This is a genomic window from Caulobacter sp. 05L422 (genome assembly GCF_056397765.1).
In genome coordinates this window covers 1-12,775 of sequence record NZ_JBFTOB010000016.1, presented here as the reverse complement: position 1 = coordinate 12,775, position 12,775 = coordinate 1, and the positions used below count along the sequence as shown (strand labels likewise).

General features: G+C 68.8%; 12 protein-coding genes and 2 pseudogenes. 7 read left to right on the top strand and 7 right to left on the bottom strand.

Annotated elements, in window-relative coordinates; all coding sequences use genetic code 11:
* Positions 1–136: 136 nt before the first annotated feature.
* Both AC1DMQ_RS15885 and AC1DMQ_RS15880 read right to left on the bottom strand, forming a co-directional pair.
* Positions 137–2,128 (bottom strand): AsmA family protein, encoded by a 1,992-nt coding sequence (locus AC1DMQ_RS15885; protein ID WP_477034643.1) that lies wholly within the window; start codon positions 2,126–2,128, stop codon positions 137–139.
* 346 nt (positions 2,129–2,474) lie between these two features.
* A complete protein-coding gene (locus AC1DMQ_RS15880) occupies positions 2,475–2,849 on the bottom strand; it encodes a hypothetical protein (RefSeq protein ID WP_477034521.1) in 375 nt (124 codons plus the stop codon).
* 152 nt (positions 2,850–3,001) lie between these two features.
* On the opposite strand from AC1DMQ_RS15880, the gene AC1DMQ_RS15875 reads away from it, so the two are divergent.
* The 4 genes and pseudogenes from AC1DMQ_RS15875 (at position 3,002) to AC1DMQ_RS15860 (ending at position 4,924) form a co-directional block, all read left to right on the top strand.
* Positions 3,002–3,643, top strand: a complete 642-nt coding sequence (locus AC1DMQ_RS15875) for an HAD-IA family hydrolase (RefSeq protein WP_477034520.1) — start codon at positions 3,002–3,004, stop codon at positions 3,641–3,643.
* 28 nt (positions 3,644–3,671) lie between these two features.
* Entirely contained in the window at positions 3,672–3,956 is a 285-nt protein-coding gene (locus AC1DMQ_RS15870) for a 4a-hydroxytetrahydrobiopterin dehydratase (RefSeq protein ID WP_477034519.1), read from the top strand.
* Positions 3,957–4,114, top strand: a pseudogene (locus AC1DMQ_RS15865) (hypothetical protein); the annotation flags it as partial.
* Between the two features lie 24 nt (positions 4,115–4,138).
* Positions 4,139–4,924: an SDR family oxidoreductase gene (locus AC1DMQ_RS15860; RefSeq protein WP_477034518.1), complete on the top strand. Its 786-nt coding sequence runs from the start codon at positions 4,139–4,141 to the stop codon at positions 4,922–4,924.
* 155 nt (positions 4,925–5,079) lie between these two features.
* Here the strand turns inward: AC1DMQ_RS15860 and AC1DMQ_RS15855 are convergent, their stop codons facing one another.
* Both AC1DMQ_RS15855 and AC1DMQ_RS15850 read right to left on the bottom strand, forming a co-directional pair.
* Positions 5,080–5,637 carry an ActR/PrrA/RegA family redox response regulator transcription factor gene (locus AC1DMQ_RS15855; protein ID WP_477034517.1) on the bottom strand — a complete coding sequence of 186 codons (558 nt, stop codon included), beginning with the start codon at positions 5,635–5,637 and terminating at the stop codon, positions 5,080–5,082.
* 88 nt (positions 5,638–5,725) lie between these two features.
* Positions 5,726–7,135 (bottom strand): ActS/PrrB/RegB family redox-sensitive histidine kinase, encoded by a 1,410-nt coding sequence (locus AC1DMQ_RS15850; protein WP_477034516.1) that lies wholly within the window; start codon positions 7,133–7,135, stop codon positions 5,726–5,728.
* Positions 7,136–7,190: 55 nt separating this feature from the next.
* Between AC1DMQ_RS15850 and AC1DMQ_RS15845 the strand changes: the two genes are divergently transcribed.
* From AC1DMQ_RS15845 to AC1DMQ_RS15835, 3 genes are all read left to right on the top strand, one after another.
* Entirely contained in the window at positions 7,191–7,787 is a 597-nt protein-coding gene (locus AC1DMQ_RS15845; protein ID WP_477034515.1) for an SCO family protein, read from the top strand.
* A gap of 95 nt (positions 7,788–7,882) precedes the next feature.
* Entirely contained in the window at positions 7,883–9,136 is a 1,254-nt protein-coding gene (locus tag AC1DMQ_RS15840; protein WP_477034514.1) for a polyhydroxyalkanoate depolymerase, read from the top strand.
* A gap of 61 nt (positions 9,137–9,197) precedes the next feature.
* Positions 9,198–9,917: a M48 family metallopeptidase gene (locus AC1DMQ_RS15835; RefSeq protein ID WP_477034513.1), complete on the top strand. Its 720-nt coding sequence runs from the start codon at positions 9,198–9,200 to the stop codon at positions 9,915–9,917.
* Positions 9,918–9,932: 15 nt separating this feature from the next.
* Here AC1DMQ_RS15835 and AC1DMQ_RS15830 read toward each other — a convergent pair whose 3' ends face one another.
* From AC1DMQ_RS15830 to AC1DMQ_RS15820, 3 genes and pseudogenes are all read right to left on the bottom strand, one after another.
* Positions 9,933–11,114 (bottom strand): glycoside hydrolase family protein, encoded by a 1,182-nt coding sequence (locus AC1DMQ_RS15830; RefSeq protein ID WP_477034512.1) that lies wholly within the window; start codon positions 11,112–11,114, stop codon positions 9,933–9,935.
* 37 nt (positions 11,115–11,151) lie between these two features.
* A complete protein-coding gene (locus tag AC1DMQ_RS15825) occupies positions 11,152–12,372 on the bottom strand; it encodes a glycosyl hydrolase 53 family protein (RefSeq protein ID WP_477034511.1) in 1,221 nt (406 codons plus the stop codon).
* Positions 12,373–12,614: 242 nt separating this feature from the next.
* Positions 12,615–12,700 (bottom strand): annotated as a pseudogene (locus AC1DMQ_RS15820) (hypothetical protein); the annotation flags it as partial.
* Between the last annotated feature and the right edge of the window lie 75 nt (positions 12,701–12,775).

Below are 12,775 nucleotides of genomic sequence, written 5' to 3'. Positions count from 1 at the left end.
TCTTGTCGCGTTAGGCCCTCCCCCTGTGGGGGAGGCGATCGCATAGCGATCGGTGGGGGGATTGGCTGGACGGTCGACGTCCGATCACTCCCCCCTCCGTCGGCTTCGCCGACACCTCCCCACAGGGGGAGGGTTGCTACTTCTTGGGCTTGGCGGGAGTCGTCTGGGCCACCTTGACCGGCGCGCCGTCCTTGCGCGCGTCGGCGACGATGCCGGCGCAGTCGGCGTCCTTGGCCTCGCCGCCGGTGACGAAGGGCAGGATGGCGGCCAGGGGCGTGACGAAGGCGCCCAGCGCCGCGGCGATGCCGCCCTGGGCCACCGCGCCGCTGGCGTCCAGCCCGACCTTCGGCGCCATGAACGGGCCCTTGATGGTGATCGGGATGAACAGGCGCACCAGGCGCGGCTTCTTGCTGTCGCCGTCGATGCGCAGGTTCATGCGCTCGTTCTGCAGATCGATCGTGCCCTTGCCCTTGGCCAGCACCACGCCCGTGTCGGCGACGATCTGGTTGGACGTCATGATCCCGTCCTTGACGGTGAAGTCGGCCACGGCGCAGCGGACGCTGGTCTCGCGGTTGTCCTTGCTCATCAGCAGCAACAGGCCCTTGGAGGCGTTGACGCCCAGCAGTTCGGCGAAGGCCTGGCGGATCTGCCCCTTGGGCGAGACCAGCGTCACCTGGCCGTTGGCGCTGGAAGCGGCGCGGTGCACCGAGTTGCCGTAGCCGGTCAGCTTGGCCCGGGCCATCACGCCGCCTTCGATGGCCGGCTGGCCATTGCTGTTCTTGATCGAGATGAAGTCTTCCAGCTTGGCGTTGGTCAGGCGCATGTCGAGGTCGGTGCGCGGAACCTTGGGGTTGGCGTCCAGCCGCACCTTTCCAGCCAGCTCGCCACGCGAGAAGGTGAAGGCCAGCGGATCGACGGTCAGCACGCCCTTTTCCAGGACCAGGTCGGCGCGGACCTTCCGCAGCGGCAGGTTGGGCGCGTTGACCGTCAGGGCGCGGTACTTGACCTTGGCGTCCATCGCCTTGACGCGCTCGACCTGCAGGGTGGCGTCGGGCAGCAGGCGCTTGGTGGCGTCGCGCTGGGCGGCCTCGACCTTCTGGCCGGCCGAGGCGGTCTCGCCCCTGCCGGTGGCCGGCGCCGCGCCGAAGATGCTGCCCAGGTCGTCGAAGTCCAGGCGCTTGGACTGCAGGTCGGCCTCCAGATAGGGCCGCTCGCGGGCCAGCACGAACAGGTCGCCCGAGACGTCGCTGTCGCCGATCCGGCCGCTCAGCTTCTTGAAGTCGAACCGCTCGCCCCGGCGGCTCAGATGGCCGCTGATCTTGTAGAGCGGGGTGTTGGGCAGGGTCAGGCCGGTCAGGGCGTAGAGCCGGTTCAGGTCCGTGCCCGACACGTTGACCTGGGTCTCGAACCGGCCCAGGTCGAACGGCTTGGTGATGTCGCCCTTGGCCGTCACGTGGGTCGAGCCGGCGTCGACGCGGGCGTCGAACGGATAGGGCCGGTTGGGCGAGATGTTCAGCAGCGGACCGCCGGTGACCAGGGCGGTGAACGGCGACCGGTTCAGCTGGCCCTTGCCCTCCAGCACGAACTTGCCGCGACCGTCGCTGCTGGCGTGTTCGTTGGAACTGACCGTGCCCAGGAAGAAGATGTCGCGCTGCTGGTCGGCGTAGCGAAGTTGGCCGTCATTGATGACGAAGTGCTGGATGGCCGGCAGCTTCAGCGGCTTCTTGGGCGCGTTGGGGTCGCCGAACGTCCAGTTGGCGCGGCCCGAGCCTTCGCGCAGCAGGCGCACGTCGGGACGGTCCACGGCCAGCAGCGGCAGGATCACGTCGCCCTTCAGCAGGGGCAGGAGCTTGATCTGCACCGCGATGCGATCGACCTTGGCCATCGGAGAACCGGCCGGCGAGCCCTTGGGATCGGCCTTGGCGGCCCAGTCCGGCTGGGCGACCCGGATGCCATAGGCCTCAACCTTCGGCGAGAACGACCAGGGATGGACGCGCAGGTCGCCGGTGATCACCACCTCGCGGTCCAGGCGCGCCGAGGCGAACCGGCCCAGCGGACCGCGGAACCAGTTCCAGTCGAACAGGACCAGGAAGACGACGATGGCGACCGTCAGCAGGATCGCCCCAATGATCCCCCAACGCGCGCGCGGCGGCAGGCCGCGCAGGCGCGCGGCGAGGCTGGGGGGCGGATTAGGCGCGAGCGTCGTCAGGGTGGAACCTCCGGATACCCGTCCACAACGCGCGGACGGGGTCCTTATGTTCCGAAGTCGGTCAGTTCGCCCCGAGGGGCGGGGCGGCTAGTAGACCAGCCGCAGGCTGCCGACGCCGATCGCGGCGACGACGAAAGCGACGATCGCCACGATCTCATAGGTCTTGAAGAGCGGTTTGCTCGGTTGGCGCATAGTGAAAGTCCCCCGTCCCGAAATGATGCGTACGGTCCCCCCAGACGCAATCCTCGGGCCAAAACATGAGTCGTTACGGCAGCTTGCCTGGCCAAACCAGGAAGCCGCCCGCGTCGCGACCCGCTACGCGATAAGCCGGATAGGGCGCGCCGTGCGGGCCGTCCTGGGACGGCCCCGCGTCGCGGCCCGAGTAGCCTGGGTTCGAAATGGCAACGCTCCAGCCGCCGTAGCGATCGCCGCGAAACGGGCCGTCCACCACCTCCAGCGCCCTGGGGTCGTGGCTCCAGCCGGTCACCGCTTCGCATTCGACGCGGTCCCAACGATAGGCGCCGCCCGGGCCGGTGACCCGTCGCGTCACGCACTCGCCCGGCCAGGCTTGGGCCGACGCGGTTCCCGCGCCGCACGCGACGGCGGCCAGGACGAGCAGCGGAAACAGACGGCGGATCATGGCGAGAACTCCAGAAGGTTAACAAACCAGAGCCCCCGCACGGTTTCGCCCGCTTTCATCTTCAACGCGAGCTTGGCCATGAAGATTCATCAGGCGATTGCCAGGATCGCGCCCGCCGCCTAGCCTCGATCAAACAGTTGTTTGAGGCGGACATGGCGATCGAGGCGGTGATCTGGGATTTCGGCGGGGTGTTCACCACCTCGCCGTTCGAGGCCTTCCGGCGGTTCGAGGCCCAGCGCGGCCTGCCCCAGGACTTCATCCGCCGGGTCAACGCCGCCGATCCCGACGCCAACGCCTGGGCGCTGTTCGAGCGCAACGAGATCGACGCGGCGGCCTTCGACGCGATGTTCCTGGAGGAGGCGACCCGGCTAGGACATCCGCTGCGCGGCGCCGAGGTGCTGCCCCTGCTGTCGGGCGACGTGCGGCCCCGCGTGGTGGCGGCGCTGAAGGCCTGCAAGGCGCGGTTCAAGGTCGGCTGCATCACCAACAACGTCGTCACCGGCCACGGCACGGGCATGGCCGGCTCGGCGGAGAAGGCCGAGGCGATCGCCGACATCTTCGCCCAGTTCGAGGCGGTGCTCGAAAGCTCCAAGGCCGGGGTCCGCAAGCCCGATCCGCGCATCTACCAGATGATGTGCGAGCTGCTGGCGGTCGCCCCGGAGAACTGCGTCTACCTCGACGACCTGGGGGTCAACTGCAAGCCGGCCGCGGCCCTGGGCATGACCGCCATCAAGGTCGCCACCGAGGACCAGGCGCTGGAGGACCTTGCGGCGGCGACCGGTTTGGCGTTCTGACTGGGGAAATCCCTCGCAGGAGCCGTCCATGTCCCGCCCCGCCAAGATCGGCGCCGTCGCCGCCCTCTCGCAACTCGAAGGCTGGGCCGCCGTGTCCGAGAAGGACGCGATCGGCAAGACCTTCAAGTTCGCCGACTTCAACGCCGCCTTCGGCTTCATGACCCGCGTGGCCCTGAAGGCCGACAAGCTCGACCACCATCCGGAGTGGTTCAACGTCTACAACCGGGTCGAGGTGGTGCTGACGACGCATGACGCGGACGGGGTCAGCGCGCTGGACGTGGAGATGGCGAAGTTCATGGACGAGATCGCCTAGCGCCGTGCGTCCTTCGAGGCTCGGCTCCGCCTCGCGCCTCAGGATGAGGAATTCAGCACTGATCTCCTCATCCTGAGGCGCCCGCACAGCGGGCCTCGAAGGACGCACGGCGTTTCCCCCTTCCGCCCGCCGCCCTTCCGGTTCAAACTATCGTTTGAATTATAATCGGGAGGACGCCGCAAATGGCGCAGAGCACGGGCCGGGTCGCCGGCAAGAAGGCTTTCATCACCGGCGGGGCCCAGGGCCTGGGCGCGGCGGCCGCGCGGCGGCTGGCCGAGGAAGGCGCCAAGGTCAGCCTGGCCGACATCAACGTCGCCGGGGCCCAGGCCGTGGCCGACGAGATCAACGCCGCCCACGGTGCGGGCACGGCCTTCGCCTTCGCCCTGGACGTCACCCAGGAAGACCAGTGGATCGAGGCGCTGGAAAAGGCCGACGCGGCCATGGGCGGCATCTCGGTCCTGCTCAACAACGCCGGCGTGGCGGGCGACAGGCCGCTGGAGCAGATGGAGTTCGACCTCTGGAAGAAGATCATGTCGATCAATGTCGACAGCGTCTTCCTGGGGGCCAAGCACGCGCTGAAATACATGCGAGCCCACCAGCCGGGCTCGATCGTCAACATCAGCTCGATCGCCGGCCTGATCGCCAACCACAATTCGCCGGCCTACAACGCCTCCAAGGCCGGCGTCTGGCTGCTGAGCAAGAACATCGCGCTGTACTGCGCCAAGATGGGGCTGGATATCCGCTCCAACTCGATCCACCCGACCTTCATCGACACGCCGATCCTCGACCCGCTGAGCCAGCGCCTGGGCAAGGAGGAGGCCCACGCCAAGCTGGGCCGCCAGATCCCGCTGGGCCACATCGGCGAACCCAACGACATCGCCAACGCCGTGCTGTACCTCGCCAGCGACGAGAGCAAGTTCATGACCGGCGCGGAGCTGAAGCTGGACGGCGGCATTTCGGCGATGTGAAACGAGCCGACCTCCCCCCGTGGGGGAGGTGGCGGCCGCAGGCCGACGGTGGGGGGACTGATCGGCGGGCGGCCAGCTCCAGGATCGACGATCCTAAGACTCCCCCCACCGATCGCTTCGCGATCGCCTCCCCCACAGGGGGAGGGCCTGTGCGTCTACCGCGGCGCGCGCTTGGCCAGGATCCGCTGCAGGGTCCGCCGGTGCATGTTCAGCCGCCGGGCCGTCTCGGACACGTTGTGGCCGCACATCTCGTAGACCCGCTGGATATGCTCCCAGCGGACCCGGTCGGCGCTCATCGGATTTTCGGGCGGGGTCGGGGCGTCGCCCTTGGCGGCCAGCAGGGCGCGGGCCACGTCGTCGGCGTCGGCCGGCTTGGAGAGATAGTCGATCACCCCGGCCTTCACCGCCGCGACGGCGGTGGCGATGTTGCCGTAGCCGGTCAGCATGATGACCTTGGCGTCCGGTCGGACGTCGCGCACGGCCTCGACGACCTTCAGGCCGGTGCCGTCCTCCAGCCGCATGTCCAGCACGGCGTGGGCGGGGGCTGAGGTTCGCAGGGCGCTCATCGCCTCGGCGACCGAGGCGCAGAGCGTCACCGCAAATCCGCGCTGTTCGAGCGCTCGACCCAGGCGCGTGCGCAAGGGCGCGTCGTCGTCGAGAAGCAGCAGGGATTTGTCGGGCAAGGCCGCGACCATTTCACCGATATCCGCCATGAAATTCAGCGCCTCCCAACGCCGACACTCAACCGGGCCACGAGCGAGCCATCTTGTTGCCCAATTGCCGAGTGTCGCAAGTGTTTCATTACAGCTCGCTTGCTCCGATGATGGCCGGCGCCTCCAGCGCCGACCTCGGCCAGCGCGCCGCGACCACCGCGCCGCCACGCCGTCCGTTCCTGAAATCCACCGTGGCCCCAGTCCGTTCCAACAGGGTCTTGGCGATGAAGAAGCCCAGGCCCATGCCGATGTGGCCCGTCCTGGAGCCCTCTGCCCCCGGACGCGAGGTGACATAGGGCTCGCCCAGCTTGGCCAGGATCTCGGGCGAGAAGCCCGGCCCGTCGTCCCGGACCTCGATCACCACGGCGCGGGTGTCGAAGCGGGCGACGACGATCACCTCGGCGCGGGCGAAGTCGACGGCGTTCTCGACGATCGTCGTCAGGGCGTGGAGGATCTCGGCCCGCCGCCAGATGTCGGGCGCGGAATCGCCGGGCGGACCGTTGACCACCGCCTCGACCCGGACGCCGTGGATCATGTGCGGCTCGATGACCTCGTGGACCAGCTGCACCAGGCTGATGCGCTCGTGCACCGCGTCCTTGGCCTCGGGCATCTCGGTCAGCCGGGCCAGGATCTCGCGGCAGCGCGCCGCCTGGCCGATCATCAGCTCGGCGTCCTCGCGGGTCTGCTCGTCGGGGGCGTTGCGGACCATCTCGCGGGCCACGACCGAGATGGTGGCCAGGGGCGTGCCCAGCTCGTGGGCGGCGGCGGCGGCCAGGGCGCCCAGGGCCGAGAGCCGCTGCTCGCGGGCCAGCACCGTCTCGGTGACGTTCAGCGCCAGCTCCATCCGCGCCGATTCCGTCGCCGCCTGCCAGGCGTAGGCGCCGGTCAGGGCGATGCCCAGCACCCGCGACAGGATGATCGTCATCAGGGTCAGGCCGCCGGGCACGGGCCCCGGTCCCGCCGACAGCCGGTAGGGCAAGGGCAGGTTGAAGAAGGCCAGGACCAGGCAGGCCGCCACGGCCAGGGCCCCGATCCCCGCGGCGAACCGGGCGGGCAGGGTGGCGGCGGCCAGGGTGACGGGGGCGATCAGCAGCAGGGAGAACGGGTTGATGATCCCGCCGGTCAGGTAGAGCATCCCCGCCAGCTGCAGGGTGTCGAAGGCGATCTGGGCCGTGGCCTCGCCCTCGCGCGCCATCCGCTGCCCGCCGAACGCCAGGCCGATCAACACGTTCAGCCACGCCGACATGGCGATCAGGGAAAAGCACAGGGCGTAGGGAATCTTCAGGTCCAGGACCAGGCCGGCGACCAGCACGGCGACCGTCTGGCCGACCACCATCAGCCAGCGCTGGGCGATCAGGGTGCGAACCCTTAAGCGTCCGCGACGCAGCCCGGGACCCGCCCAGGACCAGTCCTCGTCTTGCGCCGCCTCGACGTCAGGCTTATCGAGCCCCGTTCGAGGCGAACTATGCGGCGCATTCTTCAGAGACGCGTCAGCCATGTCGCACCTTAAGGCCAGAAATTCCCCCCTGGCGAGAGCGAAAGGTTCAACGCCCATGCCGCGTCATCGGTTGTTCGCGATTCTGGCCGGTATCCTGGCCGTGCTGGTGGCCGGCGTGCTGATCTTCAGGGCGGGGGTCTTCGACAAGGCCCCGCCGCCGTCCCTGGTGGGCGGACCCTTCCAGCTGGTCGACCAGAACGGCAAGCCGACCACCGAGGCGACGCTGAAGGGCCAGTGGAACGCGGTGTTCTTCGGCTTCACCTATTGCCCTGACGTCTGCCCCGGCACGCTGCAGGCCCTGGCCGCCGCCAGCGACCAGCTTGGTCCCAAGGCCAAGGATCTGAAGATCGTCTTCATCTCGGTCGACCCCGGCCGCGACAATCCCGAACAGCTGAAGACCTTCCTGTCGGGCCCGACCCTGCCCAAGAACATCGTCGGCCTGACCGGCACGCCGCAGCAGGTGGCGGCCGCCGCCAAGTCCTACCGGGCCTATTACAAGCAGGTCGGCGACGGGCCGGACTACAGCGTCGACCACTCGACGGCGATCTATCTGATGGATCCCAAGGGCCGGTTCGACAAGGTCATCGCCTACAACCTGCCGCCCGAGGAGATCGCCCGGCAGATCAAGGATTCGATGGAAGGCCGGCGCTAGGCGGAGGGGCGGCCGCGACGCTGCACCGCTACCGGAAGTCTGTACCTTGTTAGGGCTTGGCGTGTTATGCTGCATCGCAACATACTGGATGCGCCATGCTGTACGCCCTGCATGAGGCAAGCTTTTACGCCTCGACCCCCCTGCGCCTCGCCGCCCGCGCGGCCCGCGACTTCTGGGGCTCGCCCCTGAATCCGGCGGCCGAGAGCGATCTTGGCCGACGCATCCACGCCGGCGCCGACCTGTTCTCGAACGTCACCCGCCGCTACGGCAAGCCGGACTGGCGCATCGACACGGTCAAGGTCGGCCAGGTCGACGTGCGGGTGCGCCCGACCGTGGTCTGGGAAAGCCCGTGGGCGCGGCTGATCCAGTTCGACCGCGACATGGCCGACATGCGCCGGGCCGGCAAGTTCCAGCTGGATCCCGCCGTGCTGATCGTCGCGCCCCTTTCGGGTCACTACGCGACCCTGCTGCGCGGCACGGTCGAGGCCTTCCTGCCCGACCACGCCGTGTTCGTCGTCGACTGGATCAACGCCCGCGAGGTCTCGGTCCTGCAGGGCCGCTTCGATTTCCACGACTATATCGACCACATCCGCGACATGCTGCGGGTGCTGGGTCCGCGTCCCAACGTGGTGGCCGTCTGCCAGCCCGGCCCGCCGGTCCTGGCCGCCGCCGCCCTGATGGCCGAAGACGGCGACCCGTCGCGTCCCGCCAGCATGACCTTCATGGGCTCGCCGATCGACGCGCGCCTGTCGCCGACCGTGACCAACAACCTGGCCGAGGAAAAGCCCTTCGCCTGGTTCCAGTCGAACATGATCTACACCGTGCCCCCGCCCTATCCGGGCATGGGCCGGCGCGTCTATCCGGGCTTCGTCCAGCTGGCCAGCTTCATGAGCATGAACGCCCAGAAGCACCAGGACGCGCACCAGCGCTACTTCCAGGACCTGGTGAAGGGCGACGGCGACAGCGCCGACAAGCACCTGGAGTTCTACGACGAGTACCTGTCGGTGCTGGACCTGACCGAGGAATTCTACCTCCAGACCATCGACATCGTCTTCCAGCAGCACCTGCTGCCCAAGGGCGAGCTGACCCATCGCGGCCAGTTGGTGCGACCCGACCTGATCACCGACATCGGCCTGATGACGGTGGAGGGCGAGAACGACGACATCTCCGGCATCGGCCAGACCCAGGCCGCCCACGGCCTGTGCTCGGCCATCCCCGAGGCGATGAAGGAAGACTACGTCCAGCCGAACGTCGGCCATTACGGGGTGTTCAACGGCCGCCGGTTCCGCGAGGAGATCTATCCGCGGGTCCGCGACTTCATCCTCAAGAGCGACCCGAACTTCGGCTAGCGCGCCTCCCCCGCGGGGGGAGGACCTTGCGCGACTCCCGGCCAAGGGCGATCTAGAGGACATGAACCTCTTCCGCCCGCAGCGCTACGCCGACGGTGACCGGCTGGACGTGCGCGGCTGCGCGGTGCGGCTGAAGGTCGACGGCCGGGCGCGGCGGATCTCGCTGCGGGTCGACCGGGCCAAGTCCGAGGTGGTGGCCCTGGCCCCCACCCCGCGCCGGCTGTCCGAAGCCGTCGCCTTCGCCCACGAGAAGGCCGAGTGGATCGCGGGCCAGCTGGCCGCCCTGCCCAACCGCCAGGTCATCGCCCCCGGCGGCATCCTGCGCCTGCTGGGCAAGCCCTACCGGCTGGAGGTCGGCGCCGGCCGGCCCAAGATGACGGACGACGCGCTGATCGCGCCCGACGACAGCACATGGTCCCTGAAGATCATCCGCCTGGCCAAGCGCGAGGCCCTGACCCGCCTGACCGAGCGCACCGCCCACCACGCCGCCGCCCTGGGCCGTCCCATGCCCTCGGTGGCCATCGCCGACCCCAAGGCTCGCTGGGGCTCGTGCCGCCCGGCCCGCCCCGGCCATCCGGCGGCGATCCGCTACAGCTGGCGGCTGGTGCTGGCCCCGTTCGACGTCGCCGACTACGTGGTCGCCCACGAATGCGCCCACCTGATCGAGGCCAATCACGGCCCTCGCTTCTGGGCCCTGTGCGAAAAGCTGTCGGGCGATCCCGCGCCGCACCGGCGCTGGCTGCGGGCCCACGCGGCGGAGCTGCACGCGATCTCGGCGTAGCGCGCACAGGTTTCCCTAGAACTTGGCGAGATCCCGATCCAGCGCCGCACCGTCGAACGGCACGACGATGATCTTGCTTCCATGCCCGTTGTCGCCCGTCTGATCGTCCTTGGGCGTATCGACCACGGCGAACGTCATGGCCACGACATGGCCCTTGTCGATGACCACGCCCGGCCGCTCCAGCTTGTTCCAGTGGTTCAGCGCACCATCGGCATATCGAATGAAATCGGCGCCGGGTTCGTAGGCCAGTCCCTGGACCTTCCACCCCGTGATCCCATCGCGCGAGATCAGATGGTAGGCGCGGCGCTCGCGCCAGTGATTGACGACGATGTGATACCAGCCTCCGCTGAACCACACGACGGGATCTTCAAAAGCGCGCATGTCGCCCTGGGGCATCCCTCCCAGACCCCGATAGACGCTGTCTCCCATCACGGCGTAGGGGCCGAGAACGCCGCTCTTGCTGATCAGGATCTGCCCTGATCGCGGAACGATCTGATAGGCGCCGTCCGGACGCAGCATGACGCTGAAATTGGCGGGACGCGCGGGCTTCGCCGCCGGATCGTCCCTCACGGCGACGTCGCCCGGCGTCTTCACCAGCTGGAAGCGGCTCTGATCAAGGGCGATCGCGCCCAGTTGCCGCCAGGGTCCGTCGATCGAGTCCGAAACGAAGACGTCGCCGCCGCGCGTCTCGCTCACCACGACGGCGTACCGTCCGTCGTGCATTCGCAGGGCGACGACGTTGTGGCCCCGGCCGCCCTGATTGTCGGGCCAGGTCAGACCTTGGTCGCGATACGGTCCGAACAGCGTGTCGCTGACCGCGCTGACCGCCAGGGATTCCCCCCAGGCCTTGTGGCCGAGCGCCTGGTCCCACCGGCTCGCGAACATCCGGTACTTGCCGTCGGGGCCCTTCAGGATCTGGCCGTCCCAATAATTCCACCGAGCCATCTTCGTATCTTCGAGACCATTGCCCTGGTCGCGCGGGCCGACCTCCCTTGTTCCCCAGGCCGTCGTGGAAAGTTCGCCGCGCGGCATCGGCTTGAAATAGTCGATGAAGGGCTTGGGCCCGAGCGTCGGCACGACGTCGAGTCCGGCGACCGCGACAGCGGCGCCTTGCGCCTTCGCCTCGCTAGGAAAGGCTTGATGGAAGAGAAGACACAGGGCGGCCGCCGCGGCGAACTTGCTTGAATGTGAAGCCATGCGCTTCCTCCACCGAACTGTCTGGGGTTGTGCTCGCCTAGCGCCCGTAGTCCCGGGCCATCGCCGGATAGAGGTCCACCAGCGCGTTGGCGTCGTAGCGTCCGCCGTGGTGCTCGGGCTCGCGCCTGGGCGGCGGGGGCGCCGCGCCGGGGATCGTCGCGCCGGGCGCCTCGGCGGCGTTGATCCCCTGGGACAGCAGGTTGGGCTTGGGCCCCTCGCCGGCGTTATGGCCGTCCTGGTCGAACAGGGCCTCCTGGTGGCGCGTGGGCTCCCAGATGAAGGTTCCCCAGCCGCGCCGGCCGGGCACGGCGTGGACCAGGTCGTTCACATAGCGCTTGCGGCTGGAATATTCGGCGGCGAACAGGCCGTGGTCCGGATAGCGTCGGGCGAAGTTCGTGAACGTGCGTTCCCAGTCGCCCTCGGCGGCCTGCTGATAGCAGGAGAAGCCCGTGGCGTCGAAGATCAGGCCCCGGCTGAGCAGGTTGTCCATCCAGCCTTCGACAATCGCCCAGTGGCGGCCCAGGTGGTTGTGCAGCGAGGTCCTGGCCGTGGGCGCGGCCTCGCGGGCGCCGGCCAGCCCCGCCTTCAGCAGCACCGCCAGATTGTCCCACCCGCCGGCGTCGGGAACGTTCAGGTGGACCGCGTCGGTGGCGGGATTGCCGGTCGGGGCGGCCGCGGGCACGCGGCCGTCGGGCCACAGCAGGCCGAAGGTGATCTCGTTGCCGACGATCACCATGTCGGCGGGCGCTCCGGCCTTGTTCAGGGCGGTCAGCACCTGGCGGGTGTGGTCCTCCACGGCCTTGGCCAGGCCGGACAGGGGCAGGCCCGCCCAGGCCGCCGGTCTGGCCTGCTTCTGGGGGTCGGCCCAGTTGTCGCTGTAGTGGAAGCTGATCGTCAGGTGCATGCCCGCCGCCTTGACCCGCCTGGCCATGCGCACGGTCTGCTCCAGGCCGGCCCAGGGCGCGCCGAAGGCGTCGGAGCGGCCCTTCGAATAGCCGTTCTCCGGATTGACGAAGACCCGCAGCTTGACGGCGTTGAACCCGGCCTGGCCCAGGATGGCCAGGATGTCCCGCCGGCGACCGCCGGCGAAATAGGTCGCGCCGTCAGCCTCGTCCTGCGGGACCCAGGTGATGTCCGCGCCGATCAGGAAGGGGCCGGGACGAGCGCCGGACGCCGGGACGGCGGCGTGGGCGACGCCCGCCAGCGGCAGGGCCAGCAACCCGGCGCCCAGGGCGCGTCGATCGATCCCATGGCGCATGACGGTCTCCTCCGTATCGCGCTCTCGCGGCGCCGGAAATCATCATATGGGATGTGGTCCCATTTTCTAGGGATTTGATGCCCGTGGCGGCGCCTTCCTTGGCCCTTCTCCATAGGGAGAGGGTGGGTTCAAGAGGCGTCCATGCTCGGCGTCCAGCGGATGAAGCCCCGCGATTTCAACGCTCTGAACTTTCTCGACCCGATTTGGTCCTCACCCTTTCGCGGCGCCCGTATCCTGATCTCACCTCGTTGCAGGGAAAGGGCGCAAGGCCAGCGACCGATGCGGCGGCGGGGGGCGATCGAGCGGGACTGGGCTGGAGGGGGTTACTTCAGCGTGTCCGGGGAGCCTGGCGTTGCAGGCCCCGCCCGCCGTCGGCGTCGAACGGGGACAAAGCGCGTGTATT